Origin of the sequence: Saccharopolyspora aridisoli (assembly GCF_004348445.1) — a bacterium.
GTDB lineage: Bacteria > Actinomycetota > Actinomycetes > Mycobacteriales > Pseudonocardiaceae > Saccharopolyspora > Saccharopolyspora aridisoli.
Genome location: NZ_SMKV01000036.1, coordinates 26,073 through 46,887 on the forward strand (window position 1 = coordinate 26,073; position 20,815 = coordinate 46,887).

The window sequence follows — 20,815 nt, forward strand, 5'->3', positions numbered from 1 at the left end:
CGCACCGACCCCGCGGTCAGGACTTCGAGGTGGTCGATGTCGACGACGTCGACTTCTTCGCCGCCGTCTTGGTGCCCGTCGACTTCGACGCCGCGGTCTTGGTGCCGGTGGACTTCGACGAGGTGGTCTTCTTCGCCGCCGTGCTCTTGGACGCGGTCGACTTGGACGCCGTCGACTTCTTCGCCGGTGCCTTCTTCTTCGCCGGCGCCTTGGCCCGCCGCTCCGCCAGCAGCTCCACGGCGCGGTCCATCGACAGCTCCTCCACCGCGTCGCCCTTGCGCAGCGACGCGTTGGTCTCGCCGTCGGTGACGTACGGGCCGAAGCGACCGTCCTTGATCACCAGGGCTTTGCCGGTGTCCGGAGCCTCACCCAGCTCGCGCAGCGGTGCGGCGGCGGCACGGCGGCCCCGCTGCTTGGGCTGCGCGTAGATCTTGAGCGCCTCGTCGAGGGTGATCGAGAAGATCTGGTCCTCGGTCTCCAGCGACCGCGAGTCCGTGCCCTTCTTCAGGTACGGGCCGTAGCGGCCGTTCTGCGCCGTGATCTCGTTGCCCGACTCGGGGTCGGTGCCCACCACGCGCGGCAGCGACAGCAGCTTCAGCGCGTCGTCGAGCGTCACGGTGTCCAGCGACATCGACTTGAGCAAGCTTCCCGTGCGCGGCTTGGACTTGTCGCCCTCCGGCAGCACCTCGGTCACGTACGGACCGAAACGCCCTTCCTTGGCGACGACCTCGTGACCGCTCTCCGGGTCGGTGCCCAAGCTGCGGCCCTCCATCGGAGTGGCGAAGAGCTTCTCGGCGATCTGCACCGTCAGCTCGTCCGGCGGCAGGTCGTCGGGCAGGTTCGCCCGCTGCGCCGTCTCGTCCTCCAGCGTCCGCTCCAGGTAGGGACCGTAGCGGCCGACGCGGACGTAGATGGTGCGCCCGTCCTCGTCGTCGAACATCGGGATCGAGTTGATCGCGCGCGGGTCGATCTCCTCCACCGACGAACCGACCAGCTTCTTGAGCCCTCCGGCGCGGCCGATCGAGTCCTCCGGACCCACTTCGCCGCCGAAGTAGAAGCCGGCCAGCCAGCGGGTGCGCTCCTCGCGCCCCTCCGCGATGCCGTCCAGCTCGTCCTCCAGCGCGGCGGTGAAGTCGTAGTCCACCAGCCTGCCGAAGTGCTGCTCCATCAGCCCCACCACGGCGAACGCGATCCACGAGGGAACCAGGGCCGAGCCCTTCTTCCACACGTAGCCGCGCTCCTGCACGGTGCTGATGATCGACGCGTACGTCGACGGGCGGCCGATGCCCAGCTCTTCGAGCGTCTTGACCAGGCTCGCTTCGGTGAAGCGCGGCGGCGGGTTGGTGGTGTGCCCGTCGGGCTCCAGCTCCGGCGCCGTGATCGGCTGGTCCTGGGCCAGCTGCGGCAGCCGCGACTCGGCGTCGTCGGCGACACCGCCCGCCTCGGAGTCCACGGCCTCGACGTAGGCCTTGAGGAAGCCGGGGAAGGTGATGGTGCGACCGGAGGCGGCGAAGGTGCACTCCTCACCGCTGGAGGCGGTGCCGCTGATGCGCACCGACAGCGTCGTGCCCTTCGCGTCGGCCATCTGGGAGGCGATCGTGCGCTGCCAGATCAGCTCGTAGAGCTTGAAGCCGTCGACGTCGTTGGACAGCTCGTTGGCGACCTCACCGGGCGTGCGGAAGCTCTCACCCGCGGGGCGGATCGCCTCGTGCGCCTCCTGCGCGTTCTTGACCTTGCGGTTGTACTGCCTGGGCTGCGGCGAGAGGTACTGCTCGCCGTAGAGGTCGCGCGCCTGGTTGCGCGACGCCGCGATCGCCGTCTCCGACAGCGTCGTGGAGTCGGTGCGCATGTAGGTGATGTAACCGTTCTCGTACAGCCGCTGCGCCGTGCGCATCGTGCGGTCCGCCGAGTAGCGCAGCTTGCGGCTGGCTTCCTGCTGGAGCGTGGAGGTCATGAACGGGGCGTACGGCTTACGGGTGTAGGGCTTCTCCTCGACGCTGGAGACGCGCAGCTGGGAGTCGGTCAGCGCCCCGGCGAGCTGCCGGGCCTCGGCCTCGGTGAGGACCTTGGTGTCGGAGTTCTTCAGCCGCCCGTCCGGACCGAAGTCGCGGCCGGTGGCGAGCTTGGATCCGTCCACCGAGACCAGGCGGGCCCCGAAGCGGCGCGGCGAGGCGTCCGGGCCCGCGTCCATGGTCGCGGCGATGTCCCAGTACTCGGCGGAGACGAAGCGGATGCGCTCCCGCTCGCGCTCGACGACCACGCGGGTCGCCACGGACTGCACGCGGCCCGCCGAGAGCTTCGGCATGACCTTCTTCCACAGCACCGGGCTGACCTCGTAGCCGTAGAGGCGGTCCAGGATGCGGCGGGTCTCCTGGGCGTCGACGAGGTCGTGGTCGAGGTCGCGCGGGTTGGCGGCGGCGGCCTGGATGGCGGACTCGGTGATCTCGTGGAAGACCATCCGCCGGACCGGGACCTTCGGCTTGAGGGTTTCCAGCAGGTGCCAGGCGATGGCCTCGCCCTCGCGGTCACCATCCGTCGCGAGGTAGAGCTCGTCGACCTGCTTGAGGGCGTCCTTGAGCTCGGTGACCGTCGACTTCTTGTCGGCGCTCACCAGGTACAGCGGCTCGAAGTCGTTCTCGACGTCGACGCCCAATCGCGCCCACGCCTGGCCCTTGTACTTCTCGGGCACGTCCTTGGCGTTGCGCGGCAGATCGCGGATGTGCCCACGCGAGGACTCCACGATGAAGTCAGAGCCGAGGTAGGAGGCGATCTTCTTGGCCTTCGCCGGCGACTCGACGATCACCAAGCGCCGGGTAGCGGAGCCGTTCCCGTTGGGAGACCCCGAAGCCCGACCGGCCCCGCCGCCGGCCTTCTTCGTTCGTGTCGACCCAGCCAACGCTTACCTGCTCTCTTGTTCCGGAAGCATCCCTTGCACCCGGCGCCCATCCGTTCGTGTCCCTGGATTGTGCGCGCCGCACGGTTGGCCGTGCCGCACCGGGAAGGCACAGGGTTGCATATAACACGTCGATATTCGTCGACGTCTTGTTGTACGAACGTATCGGGTTACCCAGGTGTTCCGTTTCGTGACCTGGCGTGATGTGCGTCAACCCGCTCAGGAGACGAGCGGAATCATTCCCTCGATCGCACCATCGGGCAGCGGCCCTACCAGCTCGGCGAGCCTGGCCAGGCGCTTGCGGCCGCTCACCCGCAGGGCCGGTCCGCCCGCCCTGACGCCGACCGCCTTGGTCAGGAGCCCGCAGCCGCGGAGCGCCTCGGCGAGCGGCTCGTGCGTGTCTGGGGCGTGCGGGTCGAGCCCGAGGCGGTAGCCGTTGTGGTCCGCCGAGCCCGCCGCGAGCGCCCAGATCCGCAGCGCCCAGCCGTCCGGCACGAATCCCGGCGGTACCGACTTCACGGCGCCGCGCAGCCAATGCGCGGCCAAGCCGGTGAGGTCGGAGCGGAACGCGGTGCGGACCAGCGGCCGCCCTTCGTCAGAGCGGCCGAGCTCAGCCTGCACTCCCCGCTCGGAGCAGGCGGCGAGCAGGCAGCGGGCGCGCCACTCGGCGTCGACGACCACCGACAGCCGCGCCGCGGTCCCGCGGCCGAACCCCACGGCCTGACCGGGTCCGCACAGCATGCCCGCGAGGTCGGCGACGTCCGCCCGCCGAGCCTCTGCCGAGTAGAAGGACAGCTGGTCCACGATCGGGATGCTAGAACAGCAGTTCGAGATTATCCACCAACGTAACCCGATCGATTGAACCCGGCGCCAACCCGGGCACGAATACCGCAGTAATCAGGAATCGACCACAGCAGTGTTCCTGGCCCCAACCACAGACGTCACCCCAGGCTCCCGGAATACCGCCGCAATCAGGGACCCGAATACGCCCCGGAATTCATTGGGACCTGATTCACCGCCGCGATCGGGAGCCGATTGCGGCGGTGTTCAGGGTGTCGTGTCGGGGAGGGTTACTGGGGTTGGCCTGGCTGGGCCGGGGCTGGAGCGGGCTGGCCTGGGGCCGGTTGGGCTGGGGCCGGGTTGAAGAACGGTTGGCAGCCTGGGGCCTGCTTGGCCGCGCCGGCGAGCTGCTGGTTCTTCTCCAAGGCGCCGAACTTGCTGTTGAGGTCCACTTGGGAGCTCTTCTGGAGCTCCGCCTGCAGGGCGGTCATGCCCTCGGTGAACTTCTGCTTGTCGTTCGGGTCGACCTGGTCGGCCTTGGCGCGGGCGCCCACCAGGACGTCGCGGATCTGGACGAAGCCGTCGCGGATGCCCTGGTTGACCTGGTCACCGCCCTCGATCGGGGACGGCGGCAGCTCCTGCAGCCCGCGAACCGTGTCATCAGCGGTCTTGCTCGCAGTGTCGAGCCGGGCGACCACCGAGTTCTTCATCGCCTGGGTGTTGCTCTTGTCCACGGCGGGCAAGTTCTTCTGGGACGCGGAGAAGTCGTTGACCAGCCCGCACAACCGGCCTGCCCACTCGACGCCTTCCGGGCCTGCCGCCTTCGGCGGAGCGGGGGCGGGCTCGGGCGTCGGTGCTGGTGCCGCACCGCAGGCGCTCAGGGCCAGCGCGATGGCCGCGAGCGCCGCGAGGGGCGTCGCACGGAACCTCATTGCGAACTCCTCACATGGATCGGAGTAGCTCTCGCTGTGCGCTCGGACTCTCTCGTACCACCACACCTCCTGGTGAACCCGGGGTCATCCGTTGCAGCGATGGTCCTGCTCATAGCGATGGGCGCCACCCGAACCGGGTGGCGCCCATCGTCGAGGCCGATCTAGGCGGGAGCGCCGTTGATCGTCTTGTCGTCCGCTGGCTCGTCCGCGATCGCGGTCGAACGCCGCTTGGAGATCACCACAGCAGCGACGACCACCGCTAGCGCCACCACCGCGATGCCGATCCGCACCGCCGGGTTGGCCGCCTCACCGACGGTGAAGTAGACAACGGCCGGCGCGATCAGCACCGACACCAAGTTCATCACCTTCAGCAGCGGGTTGATCGCCGGACCGGCGGTGTCCTTGAACGGGTCACCGACGGTGTCACCGATGACCGTGGCCGCGTGCGCCTCGGACCCCTTGCCGCCGTGGTAGCCGTCCTCCACCAGCTTCTTGGAGTTGTCCCAGGCACCACCCGAGTTGGCCAGGAAGATGGCCATCAGGGTGCCGGTGGCGATGGCACCGGCCAGGTAACCGGCCAGCGGACCGACTCCCAGGCCGAACCCGACCGCGATCGGGGCCAGCACCGCCAGCAGCCCCGGGGTGGCCAGCTCGCGCAGCGAGTCGCGGGTGCAGATGTCGACCACCCGGCCGTACTCCGGGCGCTCCGAGCCATCCATGATCCCCGGCTTGGCCTTGAACTGGCGCCGCACCTCGTAGACCACGGCCCCGGCCGCGCGGGACACGGCGTTGATCGCCAGGCCGGAGAAGAAGAACACGACAGCCGCACCGATGATCACTCCCACCAGGACGTTCGGCGCGTAGACGAAGAACTCCGAGGCGGACAGCTCGCCCGCCACGTCGGACAGCGCGGCGCCGATCGCATCGGTGTAGGAACCGAACAGCGCCGTCGCCGCCAGCACCGCCGTGGCGATGGCGATGCCCTTGGTGATCGCCTTGGTCGTGTTGCCCACCGCGTCCAGCTCGGTGAGGATCTGCGATCCCTCGCCCTCGACGTCACCGGACATCTCCGCGATGCCCTGCGCGTTGTCGCTGACCGGACCGAAGGTGTCCATCGCGACGATGACGCCGACGGTGGTCAGCAGACCACAACCGGCCAGCGCGATCGCGAACAGCGCCACCGGCAGCGAACCGGACAGCAGGAACGCGCCGAACACGGCCGCCGCGATGACCGCGGCGGTGTAGACGGCGGACTCGAAACCGACCGACAGACCGGTCAGGATCACCGTGGCCGCACCGGTCAGCGAGGACTTGCCGACGTCCTGGACCGGGCGGTGCTCGGTGGCGGTGAAGTAGCCGGTCAGCTTCAGGATGACCACGGCGAGCAGGATGCCGATGACCACAGCCATCAGCGCGACCAGCGCGGGGCTGCCCGGGGTGGCGCGCACCTCCTCCGACACGCCGGTGAGCTCGGCGAAGGTGCTGGGCAGGTACAGCATCGCGGCGATCGCGCACAGCACCGCCGAAATCCCCGCCGAGATGTAGAACGAGCGGTTGATCGCGGTCAGCGCGCTCTCACCCGTGCGGGCCTTGGTGATGTAGACGCCGACGACCGCGGTGAGCACACCGATCGCAGGCACGATCAGCGGGAACAGCAGCCCGTGCCCGCCGAACGCAGCGGTGCCCAGGATCAGCGAGGCGACCAGCGTCACCGCGTAGGACTCGAACAGGTCCGCCGCCATGCCGGCGCAGTCACCCACGTTGTCACCGACGTTGTCGGCGATGGTGGCGGCGTTGCGCGGGTCGTCCTCGGGGATGTTCTGCTCGACCTTGCCGACCAGGTCGGCGCCGACGTCGGCGGCCTTGGTGAAGATGCCGCCGCCGACTCGCATGAACATCGCCAGCAGCGCGGCGCCGAAGCCGAAGCCCTCGAGCACGCGCGGAGCGCCGCCCGCGTAGACCAGCACCACCAGCGCGGCGCCGAACAGGCCGAGGCCGACGGTCATCATGCCGACCACGCCACCGGTGCGGAACGCCACGCGCATCGCCTTCTCGCGGCCCTCACCGGGCTCGCGGGCGGCGGCGGCCACGCGCACGTTCGCGCGGGTGGACAGCCACATGCCGAGGTAACCGATGGCGGCTGAGAACGCGGCTCCGAACAGGAAGAACACAGATCGGCCGATGCGCTCGCCGATGGTCTCGGCGGGCAGCGCGAACAGCACCAGGAACACCAGGACCGCGAAGATCGCCAAGGTGCGGAACTGCCGGTTCAGGTACGCCGACGCGCCTTCCTGCACGGCCTTGGCGATGTCCTGCATCTTCGCGGTGCCCTGCCCGGCGGCGAGGACCTCCTTGATCAGGACGTAGCCGAAGGCCAGCGCGGCCAGGGCGATGACCATCACGGCACCGACCACTGCGTAGTCGATGCCTGCGAGCTCGATTCCGGTGGCTTGCTGGGCGAGGTCCATCCGGGTCTGCGAGCTCGGTGGTGCAGCGCCCTGGGCCCAGCCATGCTGGACCGGGGTGAGCAGGGACATCCGTCCTCCTGGGTTGTGCTCGGTTCTCACACCGGCGGCCCCGCACGCTCTTACCGGGCCCCGATGCGCGGTAGACGACCCCGCCCCGCACAGCCTGTGATCGTTCGCTGGCCGTCCGTGGCGACGCCGTGGATCGGGAGTCTATTCAGACCCCGAGTGGCTTACTTCACGGTGTGATGCGCAACTCGTCCCGACGTGCGGATCTGTTATCGAATGATCGATCAAGTGAGGTACTTGATCCCCTGTTCGGACATATTTCGATTTGGACCGATCGGGTGACATGAGGTAGGGCGTGTCGCGCCTGGGTCCGCAACGACTCGTCCGCTCCGGGAACACGCCCGAAGTCGGCCCGGAGGGGGTTGTGCCGACTCGCGGAGGGGAACACCTGTGCGGGCGCCGATCAGAGCTGTGCAAGGCTGAACGACGTGCGCGAGGAGGACAAGGGACAGCGGCTGCTCAGCCGCGTCCTCGCTGGGATCCCGGCCGACGAGTCGCCCGTGACGCACGTCGAGCAGCGCCCGGCCCGGCCCGCCCAGACCGCCGACTGGCCGAAGTGGGCACCGCCCCAGCTCGTCGAGGCGTTCCGGGCGCGCGGCGCGGACGAACCGTGGATCCACCAGGTCGAGGGCGCCGAAGCGGTGCACGAAGGCGAGAACGTCGTCGTCGCCACCGGCACCGCGTCCGGGAAGTCGCTGGTCTACCAGCTGCCGGTGATCTCACAGCTGCTCGCCGACCCCAAGTCCACCGCGCTGTACCTCTCGCCCACCAAGGCACTGGCCGCCGACCAGCTGCGCAGCATCTCCGAACTGGAGCTGCCCGAGCTCCGCGCGGTGAGCTACGACGGCGACACCCCGCAGGCCGAGCGGGACTGGGTGCGCCAGCACGGGCGGTGGATCTTCACCAACCCCGACATGCTGCACTTCGGCGTGCTGCCGTCGCACGGGCGATGGGCGCACTTCTTCCGCAGGCTCACGCACGTCGTGATCGACGAGTGCCACACCTACCGGGGCGTGTTCGGCTCGCACGTCGCGCTGCTGCTGCGCAGGCTGCGGCGGATCGCCAACCGCTACGGCTCGGACCCCGTGTTCGTGCTGGCCTCGGCCACCGTGTCGGACCCCGCCGAGCTCGCCGAGAGGTTGACCGGCGCGTCCTGCCGGGCGATCACCGAGGACGGTTCGCCGCGCGGGGCGCGCACCGTCGCGCTCTGGGAACCGCCGCTGCTGGACGACCTCGTCGGCGAGAACGGCGCCCCGGTCCGCCGCAACGCCGGCTCCGAGGCCGCGCGCATCCTGACCGAGCTGGTCATCGAGGACGCCCGCACCCTGGCCTTCATCCGCTCCCGGCGCGGTGTCGAACTCGCCGCGCTCGCCGCGCGACGCGCTTTGTCCGAAGTGGACTCATCGTTGCCGGAGCGGGTCTCCGCCTACCGCGGCGGGTACCTGCCCGAGGACCGCCGCGAACTGGAACGTTCCCTGCTGACCGGGGAACTGCGAGCCGTGGCCACCACCAACGCGCTGGAGCTCGGGGTCGACATCTCCGGACTCGACGCCGTGGTGGTCGCCGGGTACCCGGGCACCCTCGCCTCGTTCTGGCAGCAGGCCGGACGCGCCGGCCGCGACGGGGACGGAGCGCTGGTGGTCTTCGTGGCGCGCGACGACCCGCTGGACACCTACCTCGTGCACCACCCGCCCGCCGTGCTGTCCCGGCCGGTCGAGGCGACAGTGCTCGACCCCGCCAACCCGTACGTGTTGGAACCGCACCTGGCCTGCGCCGCAGCCGAGCTGCCGCTGACCGAGGAATCTTTCGAGATCTTCGGTGACGAACCCGCGCGACGGGCGGTCGAGGCGCTGACCGCCGACGGCGTGCTGCGACGACGCCCCCACGGCTGGTTCTGGACCGCGCGGGACCGCCCGCACCGCAACGTCGAGCTGCGCGGCTCCGGCGGTCCGCCGATCGCCGTCGTCGAAGGCGAATCCGGGCGCATGCTCGGGACGGTGGATCCCGATTCCGCCTGCTCGACGGTGCATCCGGGAGCGGTGTACCTGCATCGCGGCGAGTCCTTCGTCGTCGACGAGCTCGACCTCGACGCGGCGATCACGCTGGTCCACGAGGAGAGCCCGGACTGGACGACGTCGCCGCGCAACGACGTGGACATCTCCGTGCTGCGCACGGTCGAGAGCCACGACACCGGCGCCGGGGTCACGGTGCACCTGGGTGAGGTGGAGGTGACCTCGCAAGTCATCGGTTACCTGCGGAAGCGACCGACCGGCGAGGTGCTGGACCAGGTTCCGCTGGACCTGCCCGCGCAGACGCTGCGCACGCGCGCCGTTTGGTACACGGTCGGTCAGGAGCTGTTGATGGGCAGCGCGCCGGGGGGCGCCGGGCTGGAACCGGCGCGCATCCCCGGCGCGCTGCATGCCGCCGAGCACGCGGCGATCGGCCTGCTACCGCTGTTCGCGACCTGCGATCGATGGGACATCGGCGGGGTCTCAACCGCGCTGCACGCCGACACCGGGGAGGCAACGGTGTTCGTGCACGACGGTCATCCGGGTGGAGCCGGATTCGCCGACCGCGGTTTCGCCGCATTGGTCCCATGGCTGGCCGCGACGCGGGAAGCGATCGCTTCCTGCGACTGCCCGGCCGGATGCCCGTCCTGCGTTCAGTCGCCGAAGTGCGGGAATGGCAACGAGCCGCTGGACAAGGCAGGGGCGGTGGCTGTTCTCGATGCGGTTTCGGCCGTGCTTCGGGGGTAGCACCGGCGGTCCGGGTGGGCCGCCCGACCGGGCACGATGAGCACTTGGGCTGGCTGGTGCGTGCTCGCGGGAATGTCGTGACCGGTCGGGCCGGGGAGCCCTGGGCGCGGAAACCGGACGTTCGGTGCGTCACGGCCGCAGGATCACCTGCTCGCTGCGAGAACCTCCGCCACGTTCTCCGGTTGGTCGTCGATCTCCAGTGCGGTCCGGAGCGCGTCCTGGACGAACTCCGGGCTGGGCAGCTGCCAGGCGCACACCTCGGGCTTGACCCTCCAGTGCACCGCACCGCCGGGGTAGACCGACGGCGGCAGCGGAACCCAACTCCCCTCGCCGTGCAAGCGGATTCCGCTCTGCTCGGCCAGCTCGCCGTTGAGCCGACCCCCAGGGGACATCAGGAAGAACCAGCTGCCGGTCGGCGTCGCCACGATCGGCACCGGGAAACCACCGGCCCGCAGCACCTTCGCCGCCCGCCATCCGATCGCGATGTCGACCTCGATGGCGTCGGCCTGGAAACCGGTGGCGAGCAGCAGGTTGAAGGGCTGCTCGTCCCACCAGGCCATGACCTCGTGCAGGTCCACCCCCAGGCCGTCCTGCCAGTCGGCCCGCACGGGCGTCGGGCCGTGCAGCTGCCGGCCTCGGCGACCGAGCCACTCACCATCTCGGGGGAAGGTTCCGGGCAACACCGACCAACCACGCGACGCGAAGTCGATCGCCTGCACTCGCAGGTCGATCCGGCTGCTGGTCAGCCCGGCCGGGTGGGCCGGGACGCCGCGGAAGGCGCTCTGCCACCTCTCCGCAGACCATTGCATGTGTCTCCGCCTCCTCGTTCAGCGGTGAGCGGCCTCTTGCGCCCTATGAGGTCGACCGGCCGGGCTTTCGGGGTTCCCGGCCGATCCCCCGACCTCCTTGTCGGGTGGACCTCGGTTCGTGGCGAACCTGGGCTCGCCGCTCACACATTCAAAGAAACGTCATCCAACCCCGGGGCGTACAGCCCCGGTGCGACGACCGGTCGTTCGGCGACGACGAACGTGAAAGATCCAACACGCGCGCTGAAAGATCGGTTGCAGCTGCGGTGGCGCTTCGCCTAGGCTCCGCTGCCTGCCGGACCGCTCGCCGACCGCTCGTCGTACTGCCCGCGTAATACGCGCGGCTCAACCGGGACCGGTCCGGCGCGAGCCCGTGCCCTCCCGCGTAATACGCGCGGCTCAACCGGGACCGGTCCGACGCGAGCCCGTGCCCTCCCGCGTAATACGCGCGGCTCAACCGGGACCGGTCCGACGCGAGCCCGTGCCCTCCCGCGTAATACGCGCGGCTCAACCGGGACCGGTCCGGCGCGAGCTCGTGCCCTCGGAGGTTGCAGTCCGGCCAGCGGTCCGGGCAGCTCCCCCGCCACCTCGACGCGGACCTCTCGACCGGTCGGGGTGCAGGTGAGCAGGCGCGTCCGCATACCGCCGGTCACCCGTCCGGCCTGCGCGCAGGCTAGTTCGGGTCCACCGGTCACGTGAGCCGCAGCGGCCAGCGCCGCGAGGTCGGCGGCGCCTTCGGCCCGCTGCCGGGCGGCGGTGGCGGCGCCGAGCTGCACGAGCCACCCGAGCAGCACCAGCACGACCAGCGAGAGGACTGCGGCGAGCACGGTCGCCGAACCGCGGTCGCTCATCCGGCCTCCCCTGGTTCGAGGATCGCGACGGCGTCGGCGCGCAGCCAGTGCGCGCTGACGAGCACCTCGACCTGGTCGCCGCGGATCACGTGGGCGTAGTGCGCGCCGACGGGCGCGATGGCGCGCACCGCCAGCTCCGCCCGGGGCGCGTCTCCCCGGGCGAGCAGGCGGGCGGCCTCGACGGCGGCGTCCTGGCAGCGGAGCTGACCCAGCACCGCCATCCCACCGAGCAGCAGCGACCCGAACACGACGATCAGCGAGCAGATGCCCAGAGCCGCCTCGACGGTCACCGAGCCCCGGTCGTTCACGTCCCCGCTCCCTGCAACCCTCGCTGGATGAGGCCGGTCAACGCCTCTTCGACCGAGCCGCTGGTCACCACGGCGTAGAGGGTGGTCGCGAAGGCCACGGCGGCGAGCGTGCCGACCGCGTACTCCGCCGTGGACATGCCGTCGTCACCGGTCAACGCGGCCCGCAGCCGCCGGATGAGGTTCCGCATCGTCTTCTCCTGTCTACAGTGGTTTCATCGGGATCCGGTCGAACATGCCGAGCACGACCGGAAGCACTCCCAGGCACAGGAACGCGGGCAGGAAGCACAGCCCGAGCGGCGCCGAGATCCACACGGCACCGCGCTGAGCGCGCACCTCCGCCAGCTCGGAGCTGCGCGCCCGCGCGCGGTCGGCGAGCTCAGCCGCCACGTCGGCGAGCGCGCTGCCGGTCCGCGCGGTTCTCCGCGCCGCGCGGGCGAGTTCAGCCGTGTCCGGGTCGCGCAACGCCGGTTCCCACCCGGCAGCGACGTCCGAGCCGAGAGCGAGGTGGTCGGCTACCTCGTTCAGCGTCCGCCGGGCGGTGCCACCGACCTCGACCGCCACGGCGCGCACGATCACCGGCACCGGCAGCCCGGCCCGCATGCCCGCCGCGAGCAGATCCCATCCGGCGGCGAGCACCAGCGGGTCCGCCCGTTGCTCGCGCTGGGGACGCGGTGCCGCCGGTGGGCCTCGACGCCCGCTCAGCCGGTGGCGGGTCGGGGCAACGGGGACCAACAGCACGGCCACGGCAGCGGTGATCAGCGCGAACACCTGGCTCATGCCCGCATCACCGACCTCGTCAGCCGCGAGCTCCACAGCACCCCGGCGATCAGCAGGGCGACACCGACGAGCAGGAGCAGCTGACCGGCCGGTCCGCTGCCGAACACCGCGAGCGGCGAGGCACCGGCTGCTTGCCCGAAGCCCAGCCCCAGCACCGGCAACCCGGTGAGCACTCCCGCCGTGGCACGTGGGCCGGCCATCTTCGCCGCCACCTCGCGGCGGAAGGCGGTGCGCCGCTCGACGTCGCGGCGCAGGGAGTCCAGCAGTTCCGCCAACGCGACACCGTGCCGTTCGGCCAGATCCCAGGCCCGGGCCAGCCGTCGCACCGTTGCGCGTGATCGTCCGGCGAGCGCGGACACGTCGCCGCCGAGCCGAGCGGTCGCCGCCAGCTCCCGGAAGAGCGCGGCGACACCGGGACCAGCTTCGGCCGCCGCTCCCTCCGCCGCGTTCGCCGGGTGCGCGCCCGCGCGCAGCTGCGCGACCAGCAGCCGCATCGTCTCAGCGAACTCCTCGTCGATCACGAGTTCCCGCCGCTCATCGCGACTTTCGCGGACGTACCTGCTGGCGAGCAGGGTCAGCGCGATCGCCGCGCACGAGCCCGCCGGACCCGCGACGACGTATCCGGCGACGCCGGTCGCCAACGGCAGCAGGCGTTTCGGCCTCGGCATCCTCAGAGATGCGCGCCTGGGTCCGGGGAGCCGGTGGCGAGTGGTGAGCGCGGGCCAGCACAGCAGTCCGGTCGCGGCGAGCAGGGCGCTCGTGATCAGCACGGCAGCGCACCTCCCCTGGACTCCAGCAACGCAGCCAGCTCCTCGCGGCCCACGCCCCACCCGGTTTCGCGTTCCCAGGCCGGTCGCACGGTCACCTGATCACCTGACCGGTGCAGCACCCCGATCGCGGCGAGTCGTCTGCGGCGCACCTGCAGGACGACCTGCACGGCGGCGGCGAGCTGGCTGTGCAGGGCATCGCGGGACAGCCCGCCGAGCGCGGCCAGCGCCTCCATCCGAGCGGGCACCTCGCGCGGCGAGTTGGCGTGCAGCGTGCCGCCGCCTCCGTCGTGCCCCGTGTTGAGCGCGGCGAGAAGCTCGCGCACCTCCGCACCGCGAACTTCGCCGACGACGAGGCGGTCCGGCCGCATCCGGAGTGCCTGCCGCACCAGCTCGCGGACGCCGATCTCACCCGCGCCTTCCACGTTCGGCGGCCTGGTCAGCAGTCGCACCACGTGCGGGTGCAGGGGACGCAGCTCCGCCGCCTCCTCGACGCACACGATCCGCTCGCGGTCCCCGACCTCGCCGAGCATGGCCGCGAGCAGCGTCGTCTTGCCGCTGCCGGTTCCGCCAGTGATCAGGAACGCGAGCCTCCGCGCCACGATCTCGCGCAGCACGGCGGCGCTGCACTCGTCGAAGGCCCCCGCTCGCCGCAAGGCTGCGAGGTCGTGCGCGGCCGGGCGCAGCACCCGCAGCGAGATGCAGGTCCCGTCTCCGGCGACCGGTGGCAGCACCGCATGCAGCCGGACAGCGCGGGTGCCGCGCTGCGGCATCCAGGCGTCGACCCACGGCTGAGCGTCGTCGAGCCGGCGCCCGGTGGACATCGCCAGGCGCTGCGCGAGACGGCGCACGGAGTCCTCGTCGGCGAAGCGCACCGGCGCGGGCCGCAGCCCGTCGCCCCGATCGATCCACACCTTCTCCGGCGCGGTGACCAGCACATCGCAGGTCGCCGGGTCGTCCAGCAGCGGGTCCAGGACTCCCGCACCGGAGAACTCCTGCTGGACGACGCGCAGCGCACAGAGCACGTCGGCATCGGCGACCAGCCCGCCGGATTCGGCGCGGACCGCATCGGCGACGGCCGTCGGGCTCAGCGGCGAGCCGTCGCCGACCAGTCGGTTTCGCACCCGCGCCAGCAGCTCTCGATCCACGGACATCACGGACCTCCCTTCTCCGGCCGAAAACGGCAGGAACGGCATGGCCGATCGGGGCGAGATCGGCCTGGGTTCAACGGGGTTCAGCGCGGTACCGGCGACTCCGCCGAGGCGAGCTCGGCCAGCACCGCCCCGGCCGCCGAGGCCAGCGGGCTGCGGCGGTGCAGCGCGGAGACGAGGTCACCGCGGTCGACGGCGGCGGGCAAGCGCGGCTGTGGTCGCATCGTGGCGAGCACCGGCGCGCCAGCGGCCCGCGCGACGTCGCGCGGGCGCAGCCCGCCCGGGGAGGGTCCGCGCACCACCAACCGCACTCGGCGTCCCGCGCGTTCGGTCACCGAGGCGACGACCCGCGCCGCCGCCGCGCACGCACGCACTTCCGCGGGCACCACGACGACCACGAGCTCTGCGTCACCGAGCACCGACTCGTCGGAGTCACCCGGCGCTGGGCAGCGCGGCAGGTCGCAGACCACGGTCGCGCCGGAACGGCGACCGGCTCCGAGGACCGCGCGCACGCCTTCCTGCGTCAGTCCGCTCGGCGTCCGGTCACGGTCGCAGGCAAGCACGGCCAGTTCTCCGCGCCCGACCCGCTTCGTCGGCAGCGCTTCGCGCAGCGCTCCGGCACCAAGCCGACCGGTGCCGACCGACAAGCCCGACCAGCGCACGCCCTCATCGCGCTCCATGCCCGCAACGAGGTCCAGGCCGCCGCCGAACGGATCGCAGTCGACCAGCAACGACCGGCCGCCGGAGCGGGCGGCGACCACCGAGGCGGCGGTGGCCAGGGCCGAAGCGCCGGCACCACCGCATCCGCCGAGCACGGCCAGGACCCGACCCTCGCCGACCGGTGCGTCCGCGGCGTCGGCCAGCAGCTCGATCAGCTCGTGCTCGTCCGAGGGCAGGGTCAGCACCCGCTCGGCACCGATGTCGAACGCGGTCCGCCACAGCCGTTCACCTGTCGTCCGGCAGATCAGCGCGACACCACGCCTGCGCGGGAGTCCGTGAGTGGCGCACGCGGCGGCGGTCGTCTCGTCGAGCACCACCAGCGGCGCCGCGCGCCACGCCGCGGGTAGCAGCCGTGGCGCGCGCTCGATCGTTCCGGCGGAGGCCGCGGCCAGCCGTGAGACGTCCTCCGCCAGCTCGGCGTCGCGCACCACCAGCAGCGGGCGCGCGGTCGTGGGGGTCGGTGATTGTGCTGCCGCGGGCATGACGGGCTCCTTGGATCAGGACTTTTCGGAGGAAAAACCACTTCCGCATAGGCCGGAAGAAGGAGCGTTGTGCCGCGAATGGCCGCTCGTTGTCCAAGGTGACCGGAGGCCCTGTCGACTGCCAAGCGATTTCTGAAATCTGTGGATCAACTCGTTCGCTGTGAATGACTCGTCTGACCCGAAGGAGTTGCACCAGGACCGCAGAAGGAATGAAGGGAACTCACATCTAGCTCACCGATGACTGTTGCGCGAGCACGAACTCCGCGCAGGTGGGAGCGTCCGAAGACGAGACGACCCCCGCCAGGGGGGAGGGGCGGGGGTCGTCGTAGTTCAGCTCCGGGGGGTCGAGCTGAACTGGTCCGGTCTTGCCGGACTCCCCACACTGTATCCCGCAGATCCCTAGTAATGCCTCCCGTCCATTTGAGGGAACGTCTTTGCTCTCAGTGCCCGACAAACTGGCCAGACCCATTCATTCGTGGCGAAAAATCCAACCCGAACGGGGAGCAACCTTTCGATAACCACACGGTGTGTGAAAAATCGCTCTTCCAAAGCACTCCGCCGGACAACATCGCAGGATTGTGCGCGCATGACCGGAACCAGCCTGGAAATGCCACGTCGACGCGACTCGTATGCTGTCAGCGTGACTGAGCCCGCGAACCCCGCCGCCGCTTCCGGACGCCGGGTGGCCGCGTTCTTCGACCTGGACAAGACCATCATCGCCAAGTCGAGCACGCTCGCCTTCAGCCGCCCGTTCTTCCAAGAAGGGCTGATCAACCGCCGAGCGGTGCTCAAGAGCGCCTACGCGCAGTTCGTCTTCATGCTCGCCGGCGCCGACGCCGACCAGATGGACCGGATGCGCGCGCACATCACGTCGCTGTGCACCGGCTGGGACATCGACCAGGTCAATGCGATCGTCGAGGAAACCCTCCACGACATCGTCGACCCGCTCGTCTACAAGGAAGCCACCCAGCTCATCACCGACCACCAGGACCAGGGCCACGAGATCGTCGTGCTGTCGGCCTCCGGGCAGGAAGTCGTCGCCCCCATCGCCAAGCTCCTCGGCGCCGACCACTGGTCCGGCACGCGCATGGTCGTCTCCGAGGGCCGCTACACCGGCGAGGTCGACTTCTACTGCTCCGCCGAGAACAAGGCGGTCGCCGCCCGCGAACTCGCCGACAAGTACGACTACGACCTCGGCGAGTGCTATGCCTACTCCGACTCGGTCACCGACATGCCGCTGCTCGAAACCGTCGGACACCCGACCGTCGTCAACCCCGACCGCGGTTTGCGCAAGGAAGCCGTCCAGCGCGGCTGGCCCTCGCTGGCCTTCGAGCACCCCATCTCGCTGCGCGCCCGCATCCCGACCCCATCCCGCGCCGCCGTCACCGCCGCCGGCGTCGGGCTCAGCGCCGTGGCCGCCGCCGGCGCGACCTGGTGGGGCGTGCGCGCCTGGCGTCGCAGGCGGTGACCGGAACCGCTGGTAGATCGCTGCCCGCTTCGCCCTGGCAGACCCTTGCAGTGACGGGCGTCACGGTCTACAAAGGGAAGTGCGGACCCTGTTTGGCCAGGGACGTTGTGGAGGAGAAACAGCGTCCACCCCTCTCAGGCTCCGCGCGCGAGACTTGAGAACCCACGCGTCGCCGCAGATAAGGCTGTCGTGCACAGGGTTGCGTCGCGGGACGCCGGACGCCTAGCCCGAAAGTTACGACGAACAGCACGCTTGGTAACCCAAGACCTCGCGCGGAGAGGGCGGCGCCCGCACGGGCGCCGCTCTTTCGCGCTCCAGCCCGCCGACCGAGGTCGAACGAGCGCCGAAATGGGCTTCCGCTCGCCGCATCGCGGCGAGGCCGAACGCAGCGCCGTGCGCAATCCCGGGACCGGCGGCATCTGCCCCCCACCGCAGAAATCAACGATCGGAGCAGTCCGAGTCGTTGACCTCCCCATTCACCGTGAGTAATTTCCTCAATTGTCCGCGTTCGTGGTGAACAGTTTCCGCCTGGTGCAGGGAGGCCGATGTGGCCCTGAAGACCCGAACCCGACGCGCCGTCGTCGCGTTGAGCGCGCTGGCCGTGGGAGCTGCCGCTCTGACCACCACCGGAAGCGCCTTGGAACCTCGGGTTCAGACCGCCGACGGACTGCTCCGCGAGATGACGCTGGAGGAGAAGGTCGGGCAGCTGTTCGTCACCTATGCCTACGGCCGCACCGCGGACACGCCCGACCCTGCCAATCGGGAGGAGTTCGGCGTCGACACCCCGGCGCAGGTGGTGCAGGAGTACCACCTCGGCGGGATCATCCACTTCACCTGGTCCAACAGCCTCTACGACCCGAAGCAGGTCGCTGAGCTGTCCAACGGGCTGCAGACCGCAGCGACGAGTTCGGGCGCGCGGGTGCCGCTGCTGATCTCCACCGACCAGGAGCAGGGCCAGGTCACCCGGATCACCGAGCCCGCCACGCAGCTGCCCGGCAACATGGCGCTCGGCGCCGGCCGCAGCCCGCAGGACGCCGAGCGCGCGGCGGCCATCACCGGCCAGGAACTGCGCGCCATGGGCCTGAACATGAACTTCGCCCCCAGCGGTGACGTCAACGTCAACCCGGCGAACCCGGTCATCGGCGTCCGCTCGTTCTCCTCCGACCCGGCGCTGGCCGCGCAGTTCACCGCGGCCCAGGTGCGCGGCTACGAAGACGCCCAAGCCGCCGGTGAAGGCGTTTCGGCCTCGGTGAAGCACTTCCCGGGCCACGGTGACACCAACACCGACAGCCACACCGCGCTGCCGGTCATCGAGCACGACCGGCAGCAGTGGGAGCAGCTGGACGCGCCGCCGTTCAAGGAAGCGATCGCGGCCAGCACCGACTCGGTGATGAGCGCGCACATCGTGGTCCCCAAGCTCGACGACTCGGGCCAGCCGGCCACGCTGGCTCCGAAGGTGCTCACCGGCATGCTGCGCCAGGAGCTCGGCTACCAGGGCGTGGTGTTCACCGACTCGCTGCAGATGGAAGGCGTCCGCCAGCAGCACCCCGATTCCGAGATCCCGGTGCTGGCGCTGCAGGCGGGCGCCGACGTGATGCTGATGCCGCAGGACCTGCAGGTCGCCATCGACGGCGTGATCGCGGCCGTCCGCGACGGGCGGCTCACCGAGCAGCGCATCGACGAGAGCGTCTCGCGGGTGCTCAAGCTCAAGGAGGGCCGGGGTGTGCTGGCCAACCCGTTCGTCGACGTGTCCAAGGTGGGTTCGATCGTCGGCAACCAGCAGCACCTCGCCGACGCCCAGCGGATCACCGACCGCACCACGACGCTGCTGCGCAACGATGCCGCGCTGCCGCTGAAGTCGCCCGGCAAGGTGTTCGTGACCGGCGCGAGCGAGCAGGGCGCGAAGGCGCTGTCCGACTCGGTGCGGGCGCGCGGGCCGCAGAGCTCCGCGCTGACCACCGGCACGAAGCCGACGCAGGAGCAGATCGGCCAGGCCGTCGAGCAGGCCAAGGCCCACGACGTCGCGGTGGTGCTGACCAGCGCCGCCTGGAATCCCGACAACGCCGGGCAGCTGGACCTCGTGCGCGCGCTGCAGGCGACCGGCAAGCCGGTCGTGGCCGTGGCCGTGCGCGACCCGTACGACGCCGCCTACGTCGACGTGCCCGCCTGGATCGCCAGCTACTCCGACAAGCCGGTCGCCATGGAATCGGTCGCCAAGGTCCTCTTCGGCGAGACCACGCCCGCGGGCAAGCTCCCGGTCCCGGTGCCCGAGCCTGGTAGGCCTGGAACCGACCGGTATCCCTTCGGCTTCGGTTTGGCCTGGTGAACAGCATGAGCGGAATCGGCAGGCGGCGCTTCCTCACCGCCTCGGCCCTAGCGGTCCCGGCCGTCGGCGTGGCGTCCAGTTCGGCCTGCGCGGCCAAGCCCGCGCAGACCGCGCCCGGAGTGGTGCGCACCGGCGCGGACGTGCTGGCGAGCAGGGGCTTCTCGGACCTCGCCGGGCACCGCCTCGGCATCGTCACCAACCCGACGGGCGTGCTGTCCTCGCTGGATCACCTGGTGGACGTGATGCACGCGGGCGGCGAGGTCGACATCGCGGCGGTGTTCGGGCCCGAGCACGGGTTCCGCGGCACGTCGCAGGCCGGCGGGTCCGAGGGCGACTACCGCGATCCGCGCACCGGGTTGCCCGTCTACGACGCCTACGGCGCCGATGCGACCAAGCTCGCCGAGCTGTTCCGCAAGGCCGGTGTCGAGCAGGTCGTCTTCGACATCGCCGACGTCGGCGCCCGCTTCTACACCTACATCTGGACGATGCACACGGCGATGCAGGCCGCGCAGCAGCTCGGCCTGGGCTTCACCGTGCTGGACCGGCCGAACCCGGTCGGTCCGCTGGTCGCCGGGCCGCAGCTGGACCCGCGGTTCGCCTCCGGCGTCGGTGAGCTGCCGATCGTGCTGCAGCACGGCATGACCGTCGGCGAGCTGGCGCGGATGTTCGACCGCGCGCACCTGCCCTCGCCGCTGCCGCAGCTCAACGTGATCCGGGTCGAGGGCTGGCAGGGGCGCACCGCCGACACCGGCCTGCCGTGGGTTCCGCCGAGCCCCAACATGCCCACCCCGGACACCGCGGCGGTGTACCCGGGAACCGGGTTGTTCGAGGGCACTACGTGGTCGGAGGGGCGCGGCACGACGCGTCCGTTCGAGATCATCGGGGCGCCCGGCGTCGACTGGAAGTGGGCCGAGGAGCTCAACAAGCTGGGCATCGAGGGCGTCCGGTTCCGCGAGACCTACTTCGTCCCGACGTTCTCCAAGCACGCCGAGCAGCCCTGCGGTGGCGTGCAGCTGCACCGCACGGGTGATCTCGATCCGATCCACCTCACCGTTGCGATGTTGGTCACAGCCCGACGGCTCTACCCCCAGCTCTTCTCCTGGCGAGAGGATGGGATGGTCGACAAGTTGTCCGGCTCGGACCGGCTGCGCGGCATGGTGGACGCGGGCGCCGACGTTGGCGAGATCACCGATTCCTGGCGGCAGGACGTCGTCGACTTCCGTCGGCATCGCGATCCCTACCTGCTGTACCGCTGAGGGGGCTT

16 protein-coding genes are annotated in these 20,815 nt (G+C 70.6%); 4 read left to right on the top strand and 12 right to left on the bottom strand.

The features are described from left to right. Positions 1-16: 16 nt before the first annotated feature. The 4 genes from topA to E1161_RS22255 form a co-directional block, all read right to left on the bottom strand. The gene (topA, locus tag E1161_RS22240; protein WP_132626399.1) at positions 17-2,806 is read right to left on the bottom strand and encodes a type I DNA topoisomerase; all 2,790 of its coding nucleotides are present in this window, start codon (positions 2,804-2,806) and stop codon (positions 17-19) included. Between the two features lie 306 nt (positions 2,807-3,112). Continuing rightward, positions 3,113-3,697: a hypothetical protein gene (locus E1161_RS22245; protein ID WP_132626401.1), complete on the bottom strand. Its 585-nt coding sequence runs from the start codon at positions 3,695-3,697 to the stop codon at positions 3,113-3,115. Between the two features lie 266 nt (positions 3,698-3,963). Continuing rightward, positions 3,964-4,605, bottom strand: coding sequence for a hypothetical protein (locus tag E1161_RS22250; RefSeq protein ID WP_207920348.1), 642 nt, complete (start codon positions 4,603-4,605; stop codon positions 3,964-3,966). Positions 4,606-4,766: 161 nt separating this feature from the next. Then, on the bottom strand, positions 4,767-7,142 hold the full coding sequence (locus E1161_RS22255) for a sodium-translocating pyrophosphatase (RefSeq protein WP_132626403.1): 2,376 nt from the start codon (positions 7,140-7,142) through the stop codon (positions 4,767-4,769). Between the two features lie 416 nt (positions 7,143-7,558). Between E1161_RS22255 and E1161_RS22260 the strand changes: the two genes are divergently transcribed. After that, positions 7,559-9,895: a DEAD/DEAH box helicase gene (locus tag E1161_RS22260; protein ID WP_207920350.1), complete on the top strand. Its 2,337-nt coding sequence runs from the start codon at positions 7,559-7,561 to the stop codon at positions 9,893-9,895. Positions 9,896-10,038: 143 nt separating this feature from the next. Here the strand turns inward: E1161_RS22260 and E1161_RS22265 are convergent, their stop codons facing one another. The 8 genes from E1161_RS22265 to ssd form a co-directional block, all read right to left on the bottom strand. After that, positions 10,039-10,704 carry a bifunctional DNA primase/polymerase gene (locus E1161_RS22265; protein WP_132626407.1) on the bottom strand — a complete coding sequence of 222 codons (666 nt, stop codon included), beginning with the start codon at positions 10,702-10,704 and terminating at the stop codon, positions 10,039-10,041. 275 nt (positions 10,705-10,979) lie between these two features. Continuing rightward, the gene (locus E1161_RS22270; RefSeq protein WP_132626409.1) at positions 10,980-11,552 is read right to left on the bottom strand and encodes an Rv3654c family TadE-like protein; all 573 of its coding nucleotides are present in this window, start codon (positions 11,550-11,552) and stop codon (positions 10,980-10,982) included. Further along, complete coding sequence (locus tag E1161_RS22275) at positions 11,549-11,860, bottom strand: TadE family type IV pilus minor pilin (protein ID WP_132626411.1); 312 nt, start codon at positions 11,858-11,860, stop codon at positions 11,549-11,551. Before E1161_RS22275 ends, E1161_RS22270 begins: the two co-directional genes overlap by 4 nt. Next, entirely contained in the window at positions 11,857-12,048 is a 192-nt protein-coding gene (locus E1161_RS22280; RefSeq protein ID WP_132626413.1) for a DUF4244 domain-containing protein, read from the bottom strand. The genes E1161_RS22275 and E1161_RS22280 overlap by 4 nt, the downstream gene beginning before the upstream one ends. A 13-nt stretch (positions 12,049-12,061) precedes the next feature. Then, positions 12,062-12,637, bottom strand: a complete 576-nt coding sequence (locus E1161_RS22285) for a type II secretion system F family protein (protein WP_235875222.1) — start codon at positions 12,635-12,637, stop codon at positions 12,062-12,064. Continuing rightward, a complete protein-coding gene (locus tag E1161_RS22290) occupies positions 12,634-13,407 on the bottom strand; it encodes a type II secretion system F family protein (protein WP_235875223.1) in 774 nt (257 codons plus the stop codon). Before E1161_RS22290 ends, E1161_RS22285 begins: the two co-directional genes overlap by 4 nt. Beyond that, positions 13,401-14,558 (bottom strand): TadA family conjugal transfer-associated ATPase, encoded by a 1,158-nt coding sequence (locus E1161_RS22295; protein ID WP_132626415.1) that lies wholly within the window; start codon positions 14,556-14,558, stop codon positions 13,401-13,403. Before E1161_RS22295 ends, E1161_RS22290 begins: the two co-directional genes overlap by 7 nt. Positions 14,559-14,638: 80 nt before the next feature. Continuing rightward, complete coding sequence (ssd, locus tag E1161_RS22300; protein WP_132626417.1) at positions 14,639-15,757, bottom strand: septum site-determining protein Ssd; 1,119 nt, start codon at positions 15,755-15,757, stop codon at positions 14,639-14,641. A 607-nt stretch (positions 15,758-16,364) separates the two neighbouring features. On the opposite strand from ssd, the gene E1161_RS22305 reads away from it, so the two are divergent. From E1161_RS22305 to E1161_RS22315, 3 genes are all read left to right on the top strand, one after another. After that, entirely contained in the window at positions 16,365-17,225 is an 861-nt protein-coding gene (locus E1161_RS22305; RefSeq protein ID WP_132626443.1) for an HAD-IB family hydrolase, read from the top strand. Positions 17,226-17,778: 553 nt separating this feature from the next. Continuing rightward, entirely contained in the window at positions 17,779-19,551 is a 1,773-nt protein-coding gene (locus E1161_RS22310; RefSeq protein ID WP_132626445.1) for a glycoside hydrolase family 3 protein, read from the top strand. 5 nt (positions 19,552-19,556) lie between these two features. Then, the gene (locus E1161_RS22315) at positions 19,557-20,807 is read left to right on the top strand and encodes an exo-beta-N-acetylmuramidase NamZ family protein (RefSeq protein ID WP_132626419.1); all 1,251 of its coding nucleotides are present in this window, start codon (positions 19,557-19,559) and stop codon (positions 20,805-20,807) included. Positions 20,808-20,815: the final 8 nt, after the last annotated feature.

Bases quoted from the DNA above. Each gene is read 5' to 3' on its own strand.
- E1161_RS22250 (WP_207920348.1), bottom strand. From the start codon at position 4,605: ATGAGGTTCCGTGCGACGCCCCTCGCGGCGCTCGCGGCCATCGCGCTG.
- E1161_RS22255 (WP_132626403.1), bottom strand. From the start codon at position 7,142: ATGTCCCTGCTCACCCCGGTCCAGCATGGCTGGGCCCAGGGCGCTGCA.
- E1161_RS22265 (WP_132626407.1), bottom strand. From the start codon at position 10,704: ATGCAATGGTCTGCGGAGAGGTGGCAGAGCGCCTTCCGCGGCGTCCCG.
- E1161_RS22270 (WP_132626409.1), bottom strand. From the start codon at position 11,552: ATGAGCGACCGCGGTTCGGCGACCGTGCTCGCCGCAGTCCTCTCGCTG.
- E1161_RS22280 (WP_132626413.1), bottom strand. From the start codon at position 12,048: ATGCGGAACCTCATCCGGCGGCTGCGGGCCGCGTTGACCGGTGACGAC.
- E1161_RS22285 (WP_235875222.1), bottom strand. From the start codon at position 12,637: ATGAGCCAGGTGTTCGCGCTGATCACCGCTGCCGTGGCCGTGCTGTTG.
- E1161_RS22295 (WP_132626415.1), bottom strand. From the start codon at position 14,558: ATGTCCGTGGATCGAGAGCTGCTGGCGCGGGTGCGAAACCGACTGGTC.
- ssd (WP_132626417.1), bottom strand. From the start codon at position 15,757: ATGCCCGCGGCAGCACAATCACCGACCCCCACGACCGCGCGCCCGCTG.
- E1161_RS22305 (WP_132626443.1), top strand. From the start codon at position 16,365: ATGCCACGTCGACGCGACTCGTATGCTGTCAGCGTGACTGAGCCCGCG.
- E1161_RS22315 (WP_132626419.1), top strand. From the start codon at position 19,557: ATGAGCGGAATCGGCAGGCGGCGCTTCCTCACCGCCTCGGCCCTAGCG.